We start from the raw sequence: 20905 nt of genomic DNA on the forward strand, positions 1-20905 counted from the left end.
TAAATCATATTGATACAGATGCAAGAAACAGATATCTATATAGAGAAGACAGACGGCACTCAAAGACAAATAAGCTGGATTGAACTCAACCAGATTAAGAAAGATATTTTATGGATTTTTGATCAGAATGGCAAGGAATTATCCAACGCATTCGTACCTGAATATTCTTTCAATTTACCTTATTGGGAATATACAACCCTAACTGGAACATATGACCAGAAACCGTTTTATCAAGAAGGCACATTAATTATTATATTGTGTATGCTTATAGAGTATATTGATATTCCAGGCGGCAATCAATTGGTTTTTGGCAATACCGAATTGCAAAGCATAATAGTATACATTAAACAATTTAACGCTGAAAGCCCGAATCAAACTCTATTAAAAGAGCTTATCATACTTGGTTTTTCAATTGCAGCCTCAGTTACTAAAGAAGACATTGCTAGAAATGAATATTTTACACATTTGAAATTAGAAGAATTTTACTCCAAGCTGCCTTGGGTATCCAATACATTCATTCAGGCATATTATAAATCTCAAATAGAATATATCTAAAAAATCACATCAACATTTCTAAATATCACGCAAAACAAAAACAGCCCGCTGAATTCAGCGGGCTGTTTCTTTTACTCAAAAACTAACTCCTACACCGCAGCCGAACTAACAGCCGCTTCCGGAGCAATCTTCTTTACCAAACCCTGCAGCACTTTGCCGGGGCCGCACTCTACAAACTCCGTAGCACCGTCCTGCACCATGCGCTGCACGCTTTGCGTCCAGCGGACAGGGGCTGTGAGCTGGCGCACCAGGTTTTCCCGGATTTCGTCGGGGTCGGTGTGGGGGGCGGCGTCTACGTTCTGGTAAATGAGGCAAATGCCGGCCGAGAAGGTGGTTTTGGCAATGGCCTGGGCCAAGGCCGCTTCCGCCGACTGCATCAGCGGGGAGTGGAACGCGCCGCCCACGGGCAGTGGCAGGGCGCGCTTGGCTCCGGCAGCTTTCAGCTGCTCACAGGCCTGCTCAATGCCGCGCTGCGAGCCGGATACTACCAGCTGGCCGGGGCAGTTATAGTTGGCGGGGACTACAATGTTGCCGGCTGCTGAAATTTCCTGGCAGATGCGGGCGGTAGTATCATCATCAAGCCCGAGAATGGCGGCCATGGTGCCGGGCTGCTCCTGGCAGGCGGCCTGCATGGCCTGGGCGCGCTGGGCTACCAGGCGCAGGGCATCTTCAAACTTCAGCACTTTGGCGGCTACCAGCGCCGAAAACTCGCCCAGGGAGTGCCCCGCTACCATATCAGGTTTCAAACCGGGGATTACGGCGGCCAGGGCTACGGAGTGCAAGAAAATGGCGGGCTGCGTTACGTCGGTGCGGCGCAGGTCTTCCTCGGAGCCCGAGAACATGATGTCGGTGAGGGAGAAACCCAGGATTTCGTTGGCCTGGTCCATCAGGCGCTTGGCTTCGGCGTGCTGCTCGTACAGCTCACGGCCCATGCCGCTGAACTGGCTGCCCTGACCGGGAAAAATGACTGCTTTCACTGGAAGATTTTTTGGCGGGGTGGATAATAGAAACCAGGACGCCAGCCCACGCGGGCGGGCATCATTGGGCCTGCAAGCTGCACAAAATGGCCGGTCCCGGCAAAATCAGGGTGGCGCGGCTACTTTACGGGGCGGCTACTGACCTGGCCGGTGGCCTTATCCACCTCAAAGGCGGCGCGGTTGGGCATCCGGTTTGCCCAATCGGTGCGCGGCACCAGCACCTGCCACTGCGGGCCAGCATCTATCACGCTGGCAGAATCCAGCACGAACAGGCTGGCGTTGGGTTGCGCCTGCACGTAGCGGCGCACGGCGCTCAGGGCGTCGGCTTCGCTGTTGGAGGTTTGCACGGTAGCAGCAGGAGTGGAAGAAGTAGTTTGCTGCTGGCAGCCTGCCAGACCGGCCAGCAAACCACCCGCGAGAATCAGGGATTTTATCATGTGCTCAAAGTAAAAAGAAAAGGAGCGGATGGTTAGCCTCCGCTCCTTTTCATCATCAGTAGACCAAAAGCTTAACGGGTAATCTGCACCCAGCCTTTGTAGGTTTTCTTGGTGTTGGCGAAGTCCGCAAACTCCACTTCTGCCTGATAGAAATACAGACCATCCACCACGCGCGAGCTGGGGCTATTGTTGCCCTCGGTCACGGTTTTGTTGGTGCCGTTCCACTCAATCAGTGGGTTCTTGTCGCTCTCATACACTTTCACGCCCCAGCGGTTGAAGGCCGTGAACTTGGTGCGCCGGATGGGGCTGGCCAGCTTGGGCCGGAAGGTGTCGTTCTTGCCGTCGCCGTTGGGCGTGAAGATGTTAGGCAACAGGAAGAACAGGCAAGCATCGTGGCAGGCAATGTTGCTGGGCGCGCTCACCAGGCTCAGCTCCTTGGCCACGGCCACCACGTAGTAGCACGCAGCCGAGGTTTCCAGGTTGGCGTGCACGTAGCTGGTGGTTTGCGTGGAGTCAATCAGCCGAAAGTCGGCGGGGTTGGCGCTTTGTGTGGGGCTGTAGTATATCCGGTAGTAGGAAACGCTGCTGTTGCAGCCAGGCGTGCTGGTATCTACGGTCCAGGAAAGGCGGTTGCTGTAGGGCTTGCTGCCATTAGGGAAGAAAGGCAGAGCCGCCAGACTGTCGCAGTTAATGGGCTGTAGCTTGAGCACCGGCGGCGTCAGAATGCAACTTTCCTGGCTTTTGTTCAGCAGCGGCCCAATTAGCGGAGTCTTATATTCCCCATCAGTTTCCACATAATAACAATACAACTGCCCAGCTTTAACGGCTCCCATACTATTGTCCGTGTAAGTTCCGGTGGTGCTGCCACTGGATACCGTGGTGAGAAGAGTGTAGCCCGGAGTGCAAGGCTCACGGCGGTAAATGCGAGTGGGCCGCACAGTATTATCCCAGGGCACCTGGTAGTTCCAATTCAACACAATACCGTCGCGGGTGGGCGTAGCAGCCGTTTCCAGGCGCACAGAAGAGGCCGGCGCCGGGCGCTCATGCACAATACTATCCTGGGCTGTGGGGCCGCTCTTATGGGTAAACTCGATGCGGTAGGTGAAGGCTTTATCTGCTGTATTCAGGCCACTATCCACGTATACAGTGTCATTGATATTGGTAAAGCTCTGCACCCGCGAGAATGTGGTAGATGCGGGGTTAATACCTTCTGCCCGGTACAGATTGTAGCCCACTGGTGGCGCGAAGCCACCCTTAGTAACGTTAGGCTTAGTCCAGATAACCTTTATGGCGCCGCTGGTCTTGCTGGTACGCTCTACGGTCACGTTGGTGAGTAGAATGGGTCGGCCGACCAATTCCACACATACTTCTTTTGAAACCAAGCTTTTGCCACCAGCCGGCAAGGGATATTCAGCATAGATGCGGTAGCAGTAGTTTTTGCCGCGTTCCAGCCCTCGGCCATTGTTATTATCCACAAAAGAGGTAAGGTCATCGGAAACTGACCCTACTTGGACGTAGCCAGCCGAAGCTGGAATGCCTGGATTACAGGTATCAGGCTGGAAGTTAGCCGGGCCTTCGCGCCGGAAAATCAGAATCCGGGTTGCGTTCTGGCATCCGTATTTATCCCATGTCAGGTTAATAGCCGCCCCTTGGCCGTTGGCCTTCAGGTTTTGGGGCGGTGGCCCTACCACTGTAATGCGCCAGACCCGCTCGTCAATCAGGGGTGTTTCACCGTCCGTGGGTACGTCTACCGCCCGGAACAGCACCTGGTAAGGCAGACGGGCTACATCGGCGCAGGTAGTAAGCCAGCGGAAGCGGCCGGTGGCCGGGGAGTTGCGGCGGGTCTGCTGAAACTGGGCACGGAACGTCTTTTTCTCTGCCGGGGAGGCAATAGGAATACGGGAGAACAGGCCGCCGAAAGCGGTTAGATCAATGGGGTTACCGTCGGGGTCCGTGGCCCGGATAACACCCCGCACAGAGTCGCCGGCCACCACGCAGATATCGCGCGGGATTTCCAGTATAGGCCGCTGGTTATTGGTGGGGTTAACAATGATCTGCATGTCGCGAATCACTTCCCCAATCAGGCGCCGCCCGCCGGCATCGCGCCGCCACTCTTCCACAATAATAACCACGTTATATAAACCGGCCACGCTGGGCGAGTTCCACACCAGCTGGCCGGTTAAAGCATCAATAGTAAAGGTGGCCGGCCCGCCAATGGTTGGGGGCGGGTTGCCGGCCGGGAAAGCCACCTGCTTGCCGTTCGGCGAAACACTCTGTGCGTTGGGGTACGCGTAGTTGGGCACCACCACCGGGCGCGGAATATTGCCGGTGCTGATGCCGCCGGCCACATCCCCCACCACGTACTGGCTGGGGGCCAGCCGATAGGCGAGGCTGTCGCCATCCTCATCTGAAGCAGCCGGGTTGTGCAGGAATACCTGGTTGGTAGTGGCCAAGTCAATGGGCGGCGCGTTAAGCACCGGCGAGTGGTTGATTCCCAGCACCGGATCAATGGTGATGCGGGTACCGATATAAAACGACAGGTCTTTGGAATTGCTCATGTTGGCAATTCCTCCCTGGCGAAGCTCGCCCACAAAACTTACCACATAGCTTTTGGGAGCGTTGTAGGTATGCTCGAAATAATAAACGTTCCGGTAAATATTATTACCCAGGAAGGTACGGCTGGAGCGCACTATGGCATTTACGCCGCTGGAGGTTCCATCACCAAAGAAAATGGTTTCGGTATCGTCGGTGTCGGCGCCGGAGGTGGGGTCCGTGTACAGCACCATCTTAAAGAATACCCGCCGGGGGTCCCGGTTGGCGGTGGTATCCGTCTTGGCCTGAATATCACCGGCGCGGATGTGCGTGGCCTGAGCTTCAAAGCTTAGTAGGGCAGCCAGTAGCAGGAGTATAGTAAATAGGTGTCGGGAGGGCCTCCAACCGATGAGTAGTTGCTGCGTCATATCAATTGCCCGGGCGGGTAGTGGTACTCCAAGAAAGAAGATCAGGATTATTACGTCCGAAACCTAACAAAATTGCGTGAACACAAGTTATCCTTGCACTTCACTCCGCGCGTGTTACGGGAACAGGCGAGGATAGATGCAAACGTTAGCGGTGAATTGTTTCGTACCGGGTTGGCTCCTACCTTTGGCCGATACAACCCACCTACCCAAACCCTTCAGTAGCTTCTATGAGTTGGATTAGTAAAACGTTTTCCAGCAGCATTGGTCGCAAGATCATCATGTCCATCACGGGCTTGTTTTTGTGCTCTTTTCTGGTGGTGCACCTCGTGGGCAACCTCCAGCTGTTTAAAGACGATAACGGCGCGGCGTTCAACGCCTACTCCGAGTTCATGAGTCATAACACCGTCATCCGGACGATGGAGTTGGTGCTGGTGCTGGGCTTCGGCTTTCACATTTACGAAGGCCTGGTGCTGGCCGCCAAAAACCGCGCTGCCCGGGGCAGCAAATACGTTTCTGACCACATTGAGCAGAATAGCAAATGGTACTCGCGCAGCATGGCACTGCTGGGCACCCTGGTGCTGTTCTTTCTGATTGTGCACCTCTACAACTTCTTGGGCTCCCTGCGCTTTACGGATAACCCCGTGGATGCCGCCGGCAATGAGGATGCCTACCTGCTGGTGGTAAAAGCTTTCAGCAACCCGTTCTACGTGCTTTTGTACGTGGCCGCGCTGGTGGCTCTGTGCTACCACCTGATGCACGGTTTTCAGAGTGCTTTTCAGACGCTGGGGCTTAACCACCGCAAGTACACGCCTGTCATTAAAGTAATTGGTTACGCCTTTTCGGTGATTGTATGCGTCGGCTTTGCCGCCATGCCGATTTACTTCTACTTTTTTAAATAAATCCTAACCTCGTCCACCCGATGAATCTGGATTCCAAAATCCCCGAGGGCCCTTTGGCCGAGAAGTGGGACAAGCATAAGTTCAACGTTAAGCTCGTGAACCCCGCTAACAAGCGGAAGTACGACGTGATTGTGGTAGGCACGGGCCTGGCCGGCGCTTCGGCAGCCGCCTCGCTGGCTGAGCTGGGCTACAACGTAAAGGCTTTCACCTACCACGATTCGCCCCGCCGCGCGCACTCCATTGCTGCGCAGGGTGGTATCAACGCCGCTAAAAACTACCAGAACGACGGTGACTCTGTGTTCCGCCTGTTCTACGATACTATTAAAGGTGGTGACTACCGCGCCCGCGAAGCCAACGTGTACCGGCTGGCGCAGGTATCGGTCAACATCATCGACCAGTGCGTGGCCCAGGGCGTACCCTTCGCCCGGGAGTACGGCGGACTGCTGGCTAACCGCTCCTTCGGGGGTGCGCAGGTAAGCCGCACGTTCTACGCCCGCGGCCAGACCGGACAGCAGCTGCTGCTGGGCGCCTACTCGGCCCTCTCCCGCCAGATTGCCTATGGCAAGGTGAAGATGTACACCCGCTCCGAAATGCTGGATCTGGTGATGGTGAACGGCAAAGCGGCCGGCATCATTACCCGCAACCTGATTACGGGCGAGATTGAAAAGCACGCGGCCCACGCCGTAGTGCTGGCTACGGGCGGCTACGGCAACGTATTCTACCTGAGCACCAACGCCAAGTACTGCAACGCCACTGCCGCGTGGCGGGCGCACAAGAAGGGCGCGTTCTTCGCCAACCCTTGTTTCACCCAGATTCACCCTACCTGTATTCCCGTATCCGGCGACTACCAGTCTAAGTTGACGCTGATGTCGGAGTCGCTGCGGAACGATGGCCGCGTGTGGGTGCCCAAAACCGTAGAAATGGCCCAGCGCCTGCGCGCCGGCCAGATTCGGGTGCAGGACATTCCCGAGGAAGAGCGTGACTACTTCCTGGAGCGCAAATACCCCGCCTTCGGTAACCTGGTACCACGCGACGTAGCTTCGCGCAACGCCAAGCAAATGTGCGACGAAGGCCGTGGCGTAGGTGGTTCCGGCCTGGCTGTGTACCTGGATTTCGCCGAAATCATTAAGCGCACCGGCGCTGATGCGGTGGCCCAGAAATACGGCAACCTGTTCGATATGTACGCCAAGATTACCGGCGAGAACCCCTACGAGCAGCCCATGCGCATTTACCCGGCCGTGCACTATACCATGGGCGGCCTGTGGGTAGACTACAACCTGCAAACCACCATTCCCGGCCTGTACGCTACCGGCGAGTGCAACTTTTCTGACCACGGCGCCAACCGCCTCGGCGCTTCGGCCCTGATGCAGGGTCTGGCCGATGGCTACTTCGTGATTCCCTACACCATTGGGGATGCCCTGGCCCAGACGCCGCCCAAGCCTGTGACTACCGACCACCCGGCCTTTGCCGAGGCCGAAGCGGCAGTGCGTGAGCGGGTGGCCAAGTTGCTCAGCATTAACGGCACGCGCACGCCCGATGATTTCCACAAGGCCCTGGGCCATATTATGTGGGAGTATTGCGGCATGGCCCGCAGCGCCGAAGGTCTGAAGCACGCGAAAGCAGAGATTCAGAAGCTGCGCCGCGAGTTCTGGAGCGACCTGAAACTGGTAGGTACTGAAACCGAAATGAACCAGGCCCTGGAGAAAGCCGGCCGCGTTGCCGACTTTATTGAGCTGGGCGAGCTGATGGTGGACGACGCCCTGGACCGCAACGAAAGCTGCGGCGGCCACTTCCGTGAGGAATACCAGACGCCCGAAGGCGAAGCCCTGCGCGACGACGAGAATTACGCCTACGTAGCTGCCTGGCAGTACGTGGGAGAGAATCAGCCGGAAGTCCTGAACAAGGAAGAGCTGAAGTTCGAAAACGTGAAGCTCACCCAGCGCAGCTATAAGTAGTGTTTTAGGTCTTAGGAACGCAGGGCTTCATAAATGGCCCTGCTCCTTACGCCCTGAACCCTAATTCTCTAAGATCTAAGACCTCCTCAATATAATGGCCGGAAGTAACCCTAACGCCAAACCGATGAATCTCACGCTGAAAGTGTGGCGGCAGAAAAACCGCAACGCCGAAGGCGGCATCGTGGATTACCAGGTAAAAGACATTTCCCCGGATATGTCGTTCCTGGAAATGCTGGATGTACTCAACGAAGACCTGCTGCGCAAGGGTGAAGACCCCGTAGCCTTCGACCACGACTGCCGCGAAGGCATCTGTGGCTCCTGCGACCTGTACATCAATGGCCGCGCCCACGGCCCGGAGAAAGGCACCACCACGTGCCAGCTGCACATGCGCAAGTTCTCCGATGGCGACACCATCACCATTGAGCCCTGGCGCGCTAATTCCTTCCCCGTAAACAAAGACCTGAGCGTAGACCGCTCGGCCTTTGACCGCATCATTCAGGCGGGCGGCTACGTGAGCATTAACACCGGCGGCACCCCCGACGGCAATGAAATTCCGATTCCGAAGGACATTGCTGACCGCGCGTTTGAAGCCGCTACCTGCATTGGCTGCGGCGCCTGCGTGGCCTCGTGCAAAAATGCTTCGGCTATGCTGTTCGTTTCGGCCAAGGTTAGCCAGCTGGCCCTCCTGCCCCAGGGTAAGGTGGAGCGCAAAACCCGCGTAGAAAACATGGTAGCCCAGATGGACAAGGAAGGCTTTGGCGCCTGCACAAACATCGGCTCGTGCGCAGCGGAGTGCCCGGTAGGTATTTCGCTCGAAAACATTGCCATCCTTAACCGCGAATTCCTGGTGGCCAAAGCCACCTCGAATAACCTTGCGTAAGGGTTAGCGGTTGAGTTAGTAGAAAAAGCGAACCGGCCTTCCGGTTCGCTTTTTTGTTGCTTTTCGCGCCAGCCCCGGAAACTCCTTCCGGTGCCTTATCAAGCCCTACTCCTTACGCATGATTACCATCGTTTCCGGCACCAACCGTCCCAACTCCCGCGCCCGGCGCGTGGCTAATCTGTATGCCGGAATGTTAACCGAGTTGGGGGCTGAATGCCAGATACTGGACCTGATACACCTGCCCGCCGACTTTGTGCTGACGGCACTGTATGAAAACGCCGGGCAGCACCTGCACTTCAATCAGCTGGTGCGGCAGGCTGAGGCGGCCGACAAGCTGGTGTTTGTAGTACCGGAGTATAACTGCTCGTTTCCGGGCGTGCTGAAAGCTTTTATTGACGGCCTGCCCTACCCCGGCGGCATCCGGGGGAAGAAAGCGGCTCTGATCGGGCTGTCGGCTGGCTCCCAAGGAGGCATTCTGGCCCTCAACCACCTGACCGACATTCTAATGTACCTGGGTACCACGGTTTTGCCTACCCGCGTGCGCCTGCCCGGTATTGATGCCCACCTGACGGAGGATGGTGAGCTGCATCATACCCTGTTTATGCAGCTGCTCCGGGAGCAGGCAGAGCAGCTGGTGGCCTGGTAAATTACCACGCTACTGCCATCGGCTACAGCTTATATCTGCGGGCCTTTCCAGCTGTCCCGGGGGCTAATTCTATATTATCTTTAACTCAACCGGTTTGCCCCGCCGCAAACTATGCCCTATGCTTTTACCCCGGCGCACGGCAGCCTCCATCCCCAATTTTCCGGATAATCCCTGCCTTATGAAGCGTCCGGTGGAGGTTTCTTGGTATGGGGGTCCGGCAGTTGCTTGACATAAGTGCTGGCCTGCTCCGGCTTTTTATTTCCTGAGTTGTCTACTTGGTAGTGATGCAATACGGCAACCTGCTTTTCCTGACTTTCACTGCCCTGCTCCTTGGCTGCTCCTCCGATAACGATACCCCGCCCCTGCCCGGCACCCTTGCCATTCAAATGGGCCATATGGTAGGCACCGATCCACTCATTGTATATTGTTTCGCCCTCGCTGCATGGTGCTACGCTCCGGATAAGAAAAGGCCGTAAGCCGGCCCTACACCTGCTGACGGATGTGATGCGTCTGTTTACCGGCTCCAATCCTATTCGCTTCAGTATGATGGCAGGTATGAAAATAGGGCCGTATGCTACGAAAATGGCCGATAATTATGCTGCCGGGATGATAACAGTGGAGCAGGTGGACGCCAACTAAGTCCTCCTGCCGCCGCGCCAGGAGCAGACGAAGTGCTTGCCCCGCAAGAATGTGTTTTAGTTGCGGCGCGCTTTAGCAAAGAGTGTTTTCACCCCTCCGGCCTGCCGTGATTTTATACTATCCGGAGGTGCCCCGTCACCACAACGCCGGATATAATTAATTCTCTAGTTTATATATAGTTACCGCCGGAATATATTTACGCAAACCCAGCAACTTACCAGTGGTGGGGCCGTATCAGGCCCTACTATGAAACGCTACTTTTACACATTGTTGGTGCTGGCACCGCTGCTAGGTTCCTGCACCCGCTCGGTTGTACGGCCCCTCAGCATGGATCGGGAAATGTCTACTCCCCGCAACCTGATGGCCCTGACCGATACTACCACGACAAGCCCCGCCGCTTCGCTTCACTAATTTGTTCCACATTCATAAAAAAAAGCCGACTGGAGACATCCAGGCGGCTTTTCTCTTTATACCACTTATCTAAAGGGCGCGGCGGGTGGTGGAAACCATAAGATGAAGGAGCTGCCTAGGCCTTCAATAGAATTTACTTCGATTTGAATCCGGTGCAGATCGGCAATGGTTTTTACCAAGGAAAGCCCGAGGCCGTAGCTTTCTACATCGGCTGAGTTGGCTTTATGAAAGCGCGCAAACAGCTGAGGCAGAAAATCCCGGGCAATGCCCAGGCCGGTATCCCGGATTTCCAGCGAATAACCCTCCCCGGCCGGCCGGCCTACCAGAAATATCTCGCCCTGCGGCCGGTTATACTTCACGGCATTGTTCACCAGGTTAAAAAGCATGGTAAACAGCAGGCCCCGGTTTACGCCCACCAGGGTAAAGTCGCCGATTAGCTGCTGATGCAGGTGCAGTTCGTGCAGGGCCAGGCGGTCCTGAATTTCCTCACTTACCTCGGTTACCAGGCTCGCTACTGAAACGGTGTCTTCGCGCTCAAACTGCTCGTTTTCAATTTTAGAAATCAGCAGCAAGGACTTAATAATGGACCGCAGCCGGTGCACCGTGCGCTGCGACTCCACAATTTTCAGCAGATTTTCATCCGACAGGCTTTCGTCGGCCAGCATGTTATCGAAGCGGTATTGCAGCACCGCCAGCGGCGTGAGTAGCTCGTGGGAAGCATCGGCAATAAAGCGGCGCTCCTTCACAAATGACTCCCGGATGGTTACCATCATCTCCCGAATGCTCTCATCCAGGTAGCGAAAGTCGTCGGTGCTAGTGGGCACCGGCTCCAGGTTGAAGGAGGCCGGATTGTGCACGTTTTTCAGCCGCCGGTGAATAATGGTACCCAGCGGCTCGAGCAGGTAGCGAAAAAAAGCCAGGTCGGCCAGCGTGGTGAGCAGGCCTACTACCACCAGCAGGTACAGCGCGTAGCGGCGGAAGTTGGCCTCCGTTTCGCCAATGCTGCCCACGCTGCGGCCAATTTCCAGCAGGTAATGCTTGCCATTCAGCGGAAAGGAATAGCTCAGCACCCGGTAGTCCACAATTTCGTCCTCCACCGCCCGCCGCGAATTCTCGATGGTGTTGATGCGCGGGCCGGGCTGAATCTGCTCCAGCGAGATAAACTCTTCTTTCAGCAGGTTGTAGCTGCCGTAGGTTTCGGGGCTGCTCTCATCCAGAAACGCGGAAATACCGTTGCGCTGAATGATTCTGAGCACTTTCTCCTTTTTCTGGGCCAGCCGCTCATCGGTAGTAATCAGTGCCAGACGGCTCATTACGGGGGGCAGCACGCCCACCAGCAACAGCACAATCAGCACCCGTGACAGGGCATTAAACAGCGAGAATTTGGAGCGCAGCTTCATGGGCTACAGGCTGAAACGGTAGCCCAGGCCCCGCACGGTTTCCAGCCAGGGTAGCTCCGAGTAGCGCGCCAGCTTTTTGCGCAGATTTTTAATGTGCGCATCAATGTAGTTGGATTCGTAGCCATCCTCGGGCAGGTTGCCCCAGATGTGCTCCGTGAGTTGCAGGCGCGTGAGCACGCGGTTTTTGTGCAGCACCAGGTAGCTCAGCAAATCGAATTCCTTTACCGACAGCGTTACTTCCTGGCCCTGGTGCAGCAGCTGGCGGTTCTGCATATCCAGCGCAAACTCCCCGAACTGAATGAGGGGTTTAGCTACGCCGAAGCGGCGGCGCGTAATGGCGTGCATGCGGGAAAGCAGTTCGGGCAAGGAAAACGGCTTGGCCAGATAATCATCGGCACCCAGATCCAGGCCCCGAATCCGGTCGGCTACCTCGCCGCGGGCCGTTAGCACGATGATGGCGGCCGTAATCCCCTGGGCTTTTGCTTCGGTGAGAAGGTCGAGGCCGTCATAATCGGGCAGGCCCAGGTCCAGCAGCACAAAGTCGTAGGTATTCACGGCCAGCAGTTCAGATGCCTCCCGACCGGTGCAGGCCACTTCGCACTGAAAATTCTGCTGATACAGGAAAAAGGCCAACTCCTTGGCTAGGCTCCGCTCATCCTCTACAATCAACACATTCATGAGGAGAAAGCCGCTTAAAACGTCACGTAAACAGCCCCGGAGAAGATGGACAGGGGTTTGGAAGTATCATCGGCCAGCGTATGCACGGGGTGCAGGTAGCGCCAGGCAGCTTCTACGGACACCTTGCCCAAGGAGTAGGTGACGGGCACGCGCAACTCATAATTCAGCAGCGAAAACCGGGTGCTGGTTGTGGTTACCGGAGTGCCCGAGCCACCGGGGCGGCCTTTGCCTTTGCGGTTTAGCTGCTGCTCAATGCTGGTAGTGACAAAGGACTGCGTGCCGGCCATAACGCTGGCCCGCGGTTCAAAGGAAAGAATGCCCTTCGTGGATAAGGCATTGTCAATCTCAAAATAGCGGGAGTTATCCAGCACCAGAAAGAAATCCTGGGCCTCGCCAAATACATAATCCGCATTCAGCCGGGTATACAGAAAGCCCCAGTCCAGCCCCAAGTAGCCATCCAGTGAATTGGAAACCGCCGATTTCAGAAGCGGGCTGTCAGGCGAAAAGAAGAAGTGCGAATAGCTTAAAGAGCCATCCAGGCGCTGGGTAAAATCCCAATCCCAGCCAATGGAAAGGTCGGTTTCGTCCCGCAGCGTAGTGGTAGAAAACAAGTCGTAATTAAGCGCCGATACCCACGCACCGGAAGGGGCTTTGTAGGTCAGATCGGTGGTCCAGTATGGGAATTTTTCGGTCTGAGAGCGGCCGAAAAAGGTGGAATTGCTGTAGGCCCCTACGCCCACCGTGAAGCTGCGCTGCTTGGCAACGGTCGTTGTATCGGTGGCAGTAGCGGCGGCTACTGCCGGTGGGCATACCAGCAGGAGCAGGCATATGCTGCCCAGCGTCCCGGCCATTCGCCTACTTAAAAATGCAGCCATAAAGTGAAAGAAAGCAACCGGGTAACTGAAAAGGCAGATTACTGAAAACCGAGCCCGATGAAAGTGCCCTCAACAGCACCCACATCAGACCCGGTTTTCGGAACGGCCATATAGACTAATGATTTCTACCCCGCGGCCCTACCGGGCGGCCTGCGCCGGCCGGCCGACCTGGCCGACTGATGCGCGGCGCCCGGGCACTACGGCCCCGTGCTGAACGCATGGCCCCGTCTATCCGCTCCGGCTTACGCTGCCGGGCGGCCGGAGCTACGGCTTTCACCGGCAGCTCGTCGGGGGCTTTGGCCGAAGCCGGGGCCGCTGGCATAGTGCCTTGCTCCTGCCGGGCTGCTCCGGCGGCGGGTGCCGTTTGAGCAAGCGCGCTGGTAGCGCCACCCAGTAGAAAAGCAAGCAACAGATAGAGTTTCATGGCAGAAAGTGGAACACTGGTGTATGCTGACAAAGGTAACTGCCAGCGAGTTCCGGCTGGCAGGCCCGTAGGTTGTTACTTCTGTTTGTGCGCACCGGCTGCATGGCCAGTTTCCGGGCGGGTACGGCCCTCGTGTTTGGGAGCACGGGCGGAACGGTGCTTAGCACCATTTGCTTTGTGCTCGGCTTTGCGAGCCGAACGAGCAGCGCGGCGGTCCGCATTTTTAGCTGCCTGCTCCTCATTCTGGCGCTTAGCGCTGGCCACGGCACTCACGGCCGCGCCTTTGTCCGCGCCAGTCAGCTCCGTGCCCTGGGCCACGGTCTGCACAGCCTGGCCATGGTTATCGGCTTTTGGCTTATCGCCCTCATCCGAGTCTTTGCCTTCATGTTCGGGCTTGTGCGCCTTCTTGGCTTTCTTCTCCTTCTTAGGCTTAGGAGTCTCGGTACGGGTTTTAGGAGCATCATCGCCCTGCGTTGCAGTAGCAGGTGCCTGCTGGGCGAAGAGGGCTACGGAATAAAAGGCAGCAACGGCAGTAAGCAGTACTTTTTTCATGGTGGTTGGAGAGTTAGGGTGATGATATGATTCAAACCTATCTCCTCAACATGAAAATAAGATGATAACCGGTAGCCTCGCCCTTCTGGCCCTCTGAACGACTATCAGCCTGGTACAAACGCAAGAGAGCCACCCGATAATGCAGGTGGCTCTCTTGAAAAAAATGCTAGCAACGGTGCTTAGTCCACGTTATCGTGCAGGAAGCGGTTGTCGCCCAGCAGTTCGTTATCGTCGGAAAGGTTGAAGCGCGAGATGTTCCGCTCACTGGAAGGCACCACGTTTTCCAGCTTTACCTGACGGCGCAGGTACGCGGGCGTTTCCAGCTGGTCTTTAATCACCTCATTGCTCAAGCCATTGCTCAGCTCCTGCAAACGGCGACGACGCTCATCAATGCGGGCATCCTGCTGCGGAGCACGAACCGGCGAAGCAGCTACCGGCTCCGGCTGCTGATACACCACAGGCTCCGACATGGGCGTGGAGGGCGCGGCTACCGGCGGCACATAAGCAGCCGGCGACGTCTCCAGATCAAAGGTCACCTTAGGCGGCTCCGGCGTTACGGGGGCCGTTTCTACCACAGGTGTAGCGGCAACCGGGGTACCAAACGTAGGCACCATGGGCGAGGTAACCGACGCTTCCTGACGGTCCTTATCGAAAATGTTAATCTGCGGGTCGGGCGTCAGCTCAGTTGGCTCGCTGCGGTGCGCGCTGAACTGTGTGTTGATGTTGTGCGTGTCGCGGGCAAAGCCGGTGGCAATAACCGTTACGCGGATGCTCTGCCCCAGCGTTGAGTCGATACCGTGACCGAAGATTACCTCGGCGTCCTGCCCGGCTTTGTCCTGAATGTACTCCGTGATTTCCGTGAGCTCATCCATTTCCAGCTCGGCCTGGTCACCAGACATAATGGAAAGCAGAATTTTCTGCGCGCCGTGAATGTCGGTGTTGTTGAGCAGCGGCGAAGCCAGGGCCTCCTCAGCCGAGCGACGGGCGCGGTTTTCACCTTCCGTGATGCTCGAGCCCATTACAGCGGCACCGCTGTCCTTCATCACCGTTTTCACGTCTTCAAAGTCAACGTTGACTTCGCTCGTTACGGTAATGATTTCGGCAATGGATTTGGCGGCCGTACTCAGCACGTTATCGGCTTTGGCGAAGGCGGCACGGATGGGCAGGTTGCCGAAAATCTCGCGCAGCTTATCGTTAAGAATCACCAGTACGGTGTCGCAGTTGTCGCTCAGTTCCCGGATACCATGCTCGGCCTGCTGACGCTTCTTCTTGCCTTCAAAAAGGAAAGGAGCCGTAACAATGCCTACCGTCAGAATACCCAGCTCCTTGGCTACTTTGGCAATAACAGGGGCCGCACCAGTACCGGTACCACCGCCCATACCCGCCGTAATGAACACCATTTTGGTGCCATTGCTCAGCAGCTCCCGGATCTGCTCCCGGCTTTCAATGGCCGCCTGCTTGCCCCGCTCGGGGTTAGCGCCGGCACCAAGGCCTTCCGTCAAATCTACCCCGATCTGCAGCTTGTTGGGCACAGATGAACTGTGCAGCGCCTGCTTATCGGTGTTGCAGATAACGAATTCCACGTCCTTAATGCCCTGGCTGAACATGTGGTTCACGGCGTTGGAACCGCCGCCACCCACGCCAATCACCTTAATGATGGACTTGGATTGAGAAGGAATATCGAATTTAAAATCCATGACTTTTTAATTATGAATTATGAATGCTGAATTATGAATTGATTGGCTGATCAGCAGCCGGGCGTTTTAATGCCTTTTGTGCTGACCGGCCAACTCAGAATTCATAATCCATAATTCAGAATTAGCCTTCTAGTACTGTTTGTCGTCAAAGTCATCAATCAGCAGGCCTTTGGTACGGCTGATGATGTCCTGGAAGAACCGGCCTGCTCCCGAAGGCTTCTTGGGGGCGGCGGGCTGCTGGTTTTGCGTAGCCGCGGCCGAAACCGCCGGGCGCGACTCCTGCACCGGACGGTACTGCTCCTCTTCGGCTGTGTTGCGGTTCTGCCGCTCGTCCAAGGAACGGTAGCCGGACAGCACCAGACCCACGGTAGTAGCATACATAGGCGACTTTACCGCCTCAATCTTGCTCTTGCCGAGGTGCTCATTGGGGTAGCCAATGCGCGTATCCAGACCGGTTACGTACTCCGTGAGCTGCACCAGGTTCTGCAGCTGCGAGCCACCGCCCGTTAGTACAATACCGGCGGCCAGCTTGTCGGCGTGGCCCGTGCGCTGAATCTCAGCATACACCAGCTCAATGATTTCCTCCATGCGGGCCTCAATGATGTAGGCCAGATTCTTGAGGGAAATTTCCTTGGGAGCCCGGTCGCGCAGACCGGGGATGCTCACAATTTCATTCTCGGAGGCTTCCTCGGCAATGGCTTTGCCGAACTTCACCTTCAGCTGCTCCGCCTGATTCTGCATCACCAGGCAGCCCTGCTTGATGTCAGAAGTCACGATGTTGCCGCCGAAGGGCAGCACCGCCGCGTGGCGGATGATGCCATCCTTGAAAATAGCCAGGTCCGTAGTACCGCCGCCAATGTCAATCAGGGCCACCCCAGCTTCCTTCTCTTCCTCCGACAGCACCGACATGCTGGAAGCCAGCGGCTCCAGAATGAGGTGATCAATTTCCAGGCCGGCCTTCGTCACACATTTGTTAATGTTGTTGATGGCCGTGCTCTGGGCAGTGATGATGTGGAAATTACCCTCCAGACGTACCCCCGACATCCCCACCGGATCCATGATACCTTCCTCGTAATCCACCTTGTAATCCTGGGGCATTACATGAATAATCTCAGAGCCGGGCGGGGTTACCAGCCGGTACATATCGTTGGTCAGACGGTTCACATCCTCCACGGTAATTTCGCTGTCAGCGGTTGCCCGCGTTATGCTGCCGTTGTGCTGCAGGCTCTTGATGTGCTGCCCGGCAATACCCACGTTTACCACGCCGATGTTGATGCCGGATTGCTCCTCTGCCTGGCGGATGGCCTTTTTAATGGCGTCCACGGTTTTGTCGATGTTCGACACAATGCCACGCACTACGCCTTCCGACACGGCTTTGCCCATGCCCAGGATTTCCAGTTTGCCAAACTCGTTTCTGCGCCCTACCAGAGCACAGATTTTGGTGGTACCAATGTCGAGGCCGACTACAATCTTATCGTGTTGCATGGGACTGGGGCGAGTGATGTTGAAGGAGAGAAGGTGGGGATATTCTGCAAAAAACGCCTTTTGTGGGCGTTTGCGCAAGCTTTTGCTTACTCACAAATAATTTGATCTTTGAATTCAACGTTGACGCGGTGGTACGTATCCCAGCCCAATACAGGGGGTATCTGACGGTAAAATACCATTAGTTTCGCAAATTTTTCCGAAATATTCTCGGGAAAGCCAAATTCTACACGCTGGTCGCCTACTTGCTGGGTAAACGATAGTTTGCCATTGGGCCCAATAAATACTTCGGCTACCTGGGCGCGCCAGAACGGATGCTCATCGATAAACCGGAGGAAGTCCAAATATCTATGACCAGTGGAATCCTGAAAAAATGCAGCTTGGAGGGGTTGGCCTCCCTGCCGGGCTATGGGCACCACGCGCGCCGTGAACAAGCCGGACAGCGGCAGGCGGCTGCCGGTATCATCAATGTAGCTATCCTGGCGGGTATCGGCGTGCACTAAACGGGCAATGGGGCGGTTCTGACGCACATCGGCGTGCAAATTTCCAGCCAGGTCTCGGTACACCTGGGCATCTTTTACGAAGCTGTGGGCTTTGAGACGCGCTTCCAGGCCCTTGAGGTTGAGGTCCTCGGGGCGGGCGCCTTCCAGGCGCTGGTTGCCGTTGCGCGTCAGTAGTGCTGTCACTTCCTGCTCGCTGATAAAATAGTTATTGAACTCATTACCAATGGTAACTATGACATTGCTAACAGGACGCTGTGCCTGCCGCACACCGGCAAACACGGCCAGCGCTGTGAACAGCACCAGGCAACCCGTAGCGAAAAATAGGTTATTTACTTTACGCTTCAACTCCATTCCATCGAATATTTAAAATATTCTTTAAGCGAGGCACCAATTGGTCGATGTCGCCGGCCCCAACGGTGGCCAGCACATCAAAGTCATTGTCTACTTCGGCGGCTGCCAGCACCTGTTCCTTGGTTTGCAACGACTTACGGGGAGCGGTAATCTTGGACAAAATCATTTCCGACGTTACGCCGGGAATGGGCAGTTCCCGGGCCGGATAAATATCCAGCAGCACCACTTCATCGGCCAAGCTCAGGCTTTCGGCAAAGCCATTCACAAAGTCGCGGGTACGGGTGAACAAGTGGGGCTGGAAGATGACGCGCAGCGTTTTGCCGGGGTACAGGGCGCGCATGGAACGTAGGAACGCTTCAATCTCCCGGGGGTGATGGGCGTAGTCGTCCACGTAGCCGTGCTCGGGCGTGGTTACCATGAATTCAAAGCGGCGCTTTACGCCCCGGTAGGCCGCCACGGCTTCCCGTAGGGCTTCGGGCTGCACGCCTTCCAGCTGGGCCACGCAGGTAGCGGCCAGCATATTTTCCACGTTGTGGAAGCCAGGAACCGCCAGCTGCAGACCCGTTACGGTACCCGCAGGCCCGTGCATGTCAAAGTGAAACTGATGGCCTTGTGCCGTGATGTTGGCAGCCCACAATTCTGGACCCTCCTCCGAGGTGAGACCGTAGCGGATGACGCTGACCCCGGCAGGGGCCGCGGCCGCCACGCTTGGGTCAGCGGTATGGTTGATAATGAGCGTGCCGCCGGGCTGTATCTGGCCCACAAACTGGCGGAAAGATTCTACCAGCGCTTCCTTGTCCCCATAAATATCGAGGTGGTCGGCATCGGTGCTCGTGACAATGGCCACGGTGGGGTGCAGCGTCAGGAACGAGCGGTCATACTCGTCGGCTTCTACCACTACCGGCGCGCTGATATCGGAAGCGCGGGGCAGCAACAGGTTAGAGCCCAGGTTTACGGAGATACCGCCCAGAAACGCTGCACAGTCTACGCCGGCGTGGTGCAGCAGGTGTGCCACCATACTGCTGGTGGTAGTTTTACCATGCGTACCGGCTACCGCAATAGTAGGCCGGCCAGCGGTAAGCAGGCCCAGCACCTGGCTGCGCTTGCGGATATCGTAGCCCTGCTCCCGAAGCCAGGCCCACTCCTGGTGGTCTTTGGGAATAGCGGGCGTGAGCACCACCAGCGTCTGGGCGCGGTTTTCGCGCACCACGGCTGGCAGGCTGCTCACGGCATCATCGTAATGAATGAGAATACCTTCGGCCGTCAGCGCCTCGGTGAGGGGCGTGGGCGTTTTATCGTAGCCGGAAACCTGGTGGCCGTTGGCTTTAAACCAGCGAGCCAGCGCTGACATACCAATGCCCCCGATACCCAGAAAATAGACGTAGGGAAATGCTGCTACCGGATTCATGGGCGGGACACTAGGGCTAGAAGTTCATCCACAATGGTTCCGGTTGCCTCGGGGTGAGCCAGCTGGCGCACATGGGCACTGAGCTGCTGCTGCCGGGCTTTATCCTGCAGCAAAGCCAGCGCCTCATTGTATAAACGGCCGGGGGCTTCGGCATCCGCAACCAGGATGGCGGCATCGCGCCGTACTAGGGCCATGGCGTTTTTGGTTTGATGGTCTTCGGCCACGTTGGGCGAGGGCACCAGAATGCTGGGCTTGCCCGTGAGACACAGCTCCGACACCGACAATGCCCCGGCGCGGCTAATTACCACATCGGCCGCGGCGTAGGCCAGGTCCATGCGCTGAATGAATTCCAGGGCTTTCAGATTACTGTCGGCAAACGGCGCCGCCTGCTGCTCGGCCTCAGCAAAGTAGGTTTTGCCGGTTTGCCAGAGCAGCTGCACGCCGGCTTCGCGCAGGCGCGGCAGTGCGGCGGCCGTGGACTGATTCAGGGTGCGGGCCCCCAGACTGCCGCCTATTACCAGCAGCACGGGCCGGGCCGGATCCAGGCCAAAGAACTTGAGAGCCTCTTCCCGATTACCGCTGGCAATTTCCGTGCGCACGGGGTTGCCAGTTATCACCAGCTTATCGGCTGGAAAGAAAGAATCCATGCCTTCGTATGCCACGCAGATTTTATTCACGCGGCGGGCCAGCAGCTTGTTTACCAAGCCGGCGTAGGAGTTTTGCTCCTGAATGAGCGTAGGAATGGCGCGGGAAGTAGCCGCCAGCAGTACGGGCGCCGAGGCGTAGCCCCCCACTCCTACCACGGCATCGGGCCGAAACTCTTCCAGCAGCTTGCCAGCCTTGCGCACCGAGCGAAACACGCGCACCGGGAACATCAGGTTTTTGGGCGTCAGGCGGCGTTGCAAACCTGTTATATCCAGGCCCACAATCTGGTAACCAGCCTCCGGCACGCGCGTCATCTCCATGCGGCCATTGGCACCCACAAACAGGATTTCCGCATCGGGCTGGCGACGGCGCACTTCGTTGGCAATGGCCACGGCCGGGAATATATGGCCACCCGTACCGCCCCCGCTGATGATAAGGCGGAGGGGCCCGGAAGTTGAGTTGGCGCTATGGTGCTTGGAATGCGGCATTTAATAAGTCAAGGCGACGTCTGAACCAGCAAGGTCAGGCGGT

General features: G+C 56.7%; 21 protein-coding genes. 7 read left to right on the top strand and 14 right to left on the bottom strand.

The window, feature by feature from the left end; translation table 11 throughout:
- Positions 1 to 18 precede the first annotated feature (18 nt).
- Positions 19 to 555 (top strand): hypothetical protein, encoded by a 537-nt coding sequence (locus AM218_RS09215; protein ID WP_157547605.1) that lies wholly within the window; start codon positions 19 to 21, stop codon positions 553 to 555.
- Between the two features lie 89 nt (positions 556 to 644).
- Here AM218_RS09215 and fabD read toward each other — a convergent pair whose 3' ends face one another.
- The 3 genes from fabD to AM218_RS09230 form a co-directional block, all read right to left on the bottom strand.
- The gene (fabD, locus tag AM218_RS09220) at positions 645 to 1532 is read right to left on the bottom strand and encodes an ACP S-malonyltransferase (RefSeq protein ID WP_054413601.1); all 888 of its coding nucleotides are present in this window, start codon (positions 1530 to 1532) and stop codon (positions 645 to 647) included.
- Between the two features lie 119 nt (positions 1533 to 1651).
- The gene (locus AM218_RS09225) at positions 1652 to 1969 is read right to left on the bottom strand and encodes a hypothetical protein (protein WP_054413602.1); all 318 of its coding nucleotides are present in this window, start codon (positions 1967 to 1969) and stop codon (positions 1652 to 1654) included.
- Positions 1970 to 2040: 71 nt separating this feature from the next.
- Positions 2041 to 4929 carry a T9SS type B sorting domain-containing protein gene (locus tag AM218_RS09230; RefSeq protein ID WP_054413603.1) on the bottom strand — a complete coding sequence of 963 codons (2889 nt, stop codon included), beginning with the start codon at positions 4927 to 4929 and terminating at the stop codon, positions 2041 to 2043.
- Between the two features lie 227 nt (positions 4930 to 5156).
- On the opposite strand from AM218_RS09230, the gene AM218_RS09235 reads away from it, so the two are divergent.
- The 4 genes from AM218_RS09235 to AM218_RS09250 all read left to right on the top strand — a co-directional run bounded on the left by AM218_RS09235 (position 5157) and on the right by AM218_RS09250 (position 9309).
- Entirely contained in the window at positions 5157 to 5828 is a 672-nt protein-coding gene (locus AM218_RS09235) for a succinate dehydrogenase cytochrome b subunit (RefSeq protein ID WP_054413604.1), read from the top strand.
- A gap of 20 nt (positions 5829 to 5848) precedes the next feature.
- Positions 5849 to 7783, top strand: a complete 1935-nt coding sequence (locus AM218_RS09240) for a fumarate reductase/succinate dehydrogenase flavoprotein subunit (RefSeq protein WP_054413605.1) — start codon at positions 5849 to 5851, stop codon at positions 7781 to 7783.
- A 124-nt stretch (positions 7784 to 7907) separates the two neighbouring features.
- Positions 7908 to 8663, top strand: a complete 756-nt coding sequence (locus tag AM218_RS09245) for a succinate dehydrogenase/fumarate reductase iron-sulfur subunit (protein WP_054413606.1) — start codon at positions 7908 to 7910, stop codon at positions 8661 to 8663.
- A gap of 118 nt (positions 8664 to 8781) precedes the next feature.
- The gene (locus AM218_RS09250; protein ID WP_054413607.1) at positions 8782 to 9309 is read left to right on the top strand and encodes an NADPH-dependent FMN reductase; all 528 of its coding nucleotides are present in this window, start codon (positions 8782 to 8784) and stop codon (positions 9307 to 9309) included.
- 176 nt (positions 9310 to 9485) lie between these two features.
- Here AM218_RS09250 and AM218_RS09255 read toward each other — a convergent pair whose 3' ends face one another.
- Positions 9486 to 9704 carry a hypothetical protein gene (locus tag AM218_RS09255; protein ID WP_054413608.1) on the bottom strand — a complete coding sequence of 73 codons (219 nt, stop codon included), beginning with the start codon at positions 9702 to 9704 and terminating at the stop codon, positions 9486 to 9488.
- 106 nt (positions 9705 to 9810) lie between these two features.
- On the opposite strand from AM218_RS09255, the gene AM218_RS16780 reads away from it, so the two are divergent.
- Complete coding sequence (locus AM218_RS16780) at positions 9811 to 9948, top strand: hypothetical protein (RefSeq protein ID WP_157547606.1); 138 nt, start codon at positions 9811 to 9813, stop codon at positions 9946 to 9948.
- 246 nt (positions 9949 to 10194) lie between these two features.
- On the top strand, positions 10195 to 10359 hold the full coding sequence (locus AM218_RS16785) for a hypothetical protein (RefSeq protein ID WP_157547607.1): 165 nt from the start codon (positions 10195 to 10197) through the stop codon (positions 10357 to 10359).
- 65 nt (positions 10360 to 10424) lie between these two features.
- Here AM218_RS16785 and AM218_RS09265 read toward each other — a convergent pair whose 3' ends face one another.
- The 10 genes from AM218_RS09265 to murG form a co-directional block, all read right to left on the bottom strand.
- Positions 10425 to 11759: a sensor histidine kinase gene (locus AM218_RS09265; protein ID WP_054413610.1), complete on the bottom strand. Its 1335-nt coding sequence runs from the start codon at positions 11757 to 11759 to the stop codon at positions 10425 to 10427.
- A 3-nt stretch (positions 11760 to 11762) separates the two neighbouring features.
- On the bottom strand, positions 11763 to 12437 hold the full coding sequence (locus AM218_RS09270) for a response regulator transcription factor (RefSeq protein WP_054413611.1): 675 nt from the start codon (positions 12435 to 12437) through the stop codon (positions 11763 to 11765).
- Between the two features lie 14 nt (positions 12438 to 12451).
- The gene (locus AM218_RS09275) at positions 12452 to 13288 is read right to left on the bottom strand and encodes a hypothetical protein (protein ID WP_054413612.1); all 837 of its coding nucleotides are present in this window, start codon (positions 13286 to 13288) and stop codon (positions 12452 to 12454) included.
- 139 nt (positions 13289 to 13427) lie between these two features.
- Positions 13428 to 13736, bottom strand: a complete 309-nt coding sequence (locus AM218_RS09280) for a hypothetical protein (RefSeq protein WP_054413613.1) — start codon at positions 13734 to 13736, stop codon at positions 13428 to 13430.
- A gap of 75 nt (positions 13737 to 13811) precedes the next feature.
- Positions 13812 to 14288: a hypothetical protein gene (locus AM218_RS09285; protein WP_054413614.1), complete on the bottom strand. Its 477-nt coding sequence runs from the start codon at positions 14286 to 14288 to the stop codon at positions 13812 to 13814.
- Between the two features lie 179 nt (positions 14289 to 14467).
- A complete protein-coding gene (gene ftsZ, locus AM218_RS09290; protein WP_054413615.1) occupies positions 14468 to 15985 on the bottom strand; it encodes a cell division protein FtsZ in 1518 nt (505 codons plus the stop codon).
- A 129-nt stretch (positions 15986 to 16114) separates the two neighbouring features.
- A complete protein-coding gene (gene ftsA / locus AM218_RS09295) occupies positions 16115 to 17470 on the bottom strand; it encodes a cell division protein FtsA (protein ID WP_054413616.1) in 1356 nt (451 codons plus the stop codon).
- A gap of 86 nt (positions 17471 to 17556) precedes the next feature.
- A complete protein-coding gene (locus AM218_RS09300; RefSeq protein WP_054413617.1) occupies positions 17557 to 18321 on the bottom strand; it encodes a cell division protein FtsQ/DivIB in 765 nt (254 codons plus the stop codon).
- The gene (gene murC, locus AM218_RS09305) at positions 18305 to 19729 is read right to left on the bottom strand and encodes a UDP-N-acetylmuramate--L-alanine ligase (protein WP_054413618.1); all 1425 of its coding nucleotides are present in this window, start codon (positions 19727 to 19729) and stop codon (positions 18305 to 18307) included. The genes AM218_RS09300 and murC overlap by 17 nt, the downstream gene beginning before the upstream one ends.
- Entirely contained in the window at positions 19726 to 20862 is a 1137-nt protein-coding gene (gene murG / locus AM218_RS09310; RefSeq protein WP_054413619.1) for an undecaprenyldiphospho-muramoylpentapeptide beta-N-acetylglucosaminyltransferase, read from the bottom strand. The genes murC and murG overlap by 4 nt, the downstream gene beginning before the upstream one ends.
- Positions 20863 to 20905 lie beyond the last annotated feature (43 nt).

This window comes from Hymenobacter sp. DG25A (assembly GCF_001280305.1).
Taxonomy (GTDB): domain Bacteria; phylum Bacteroidota; class Bacteroidia; order Cytophagales; family Hymenobacteraceae; genus Hymenobacter.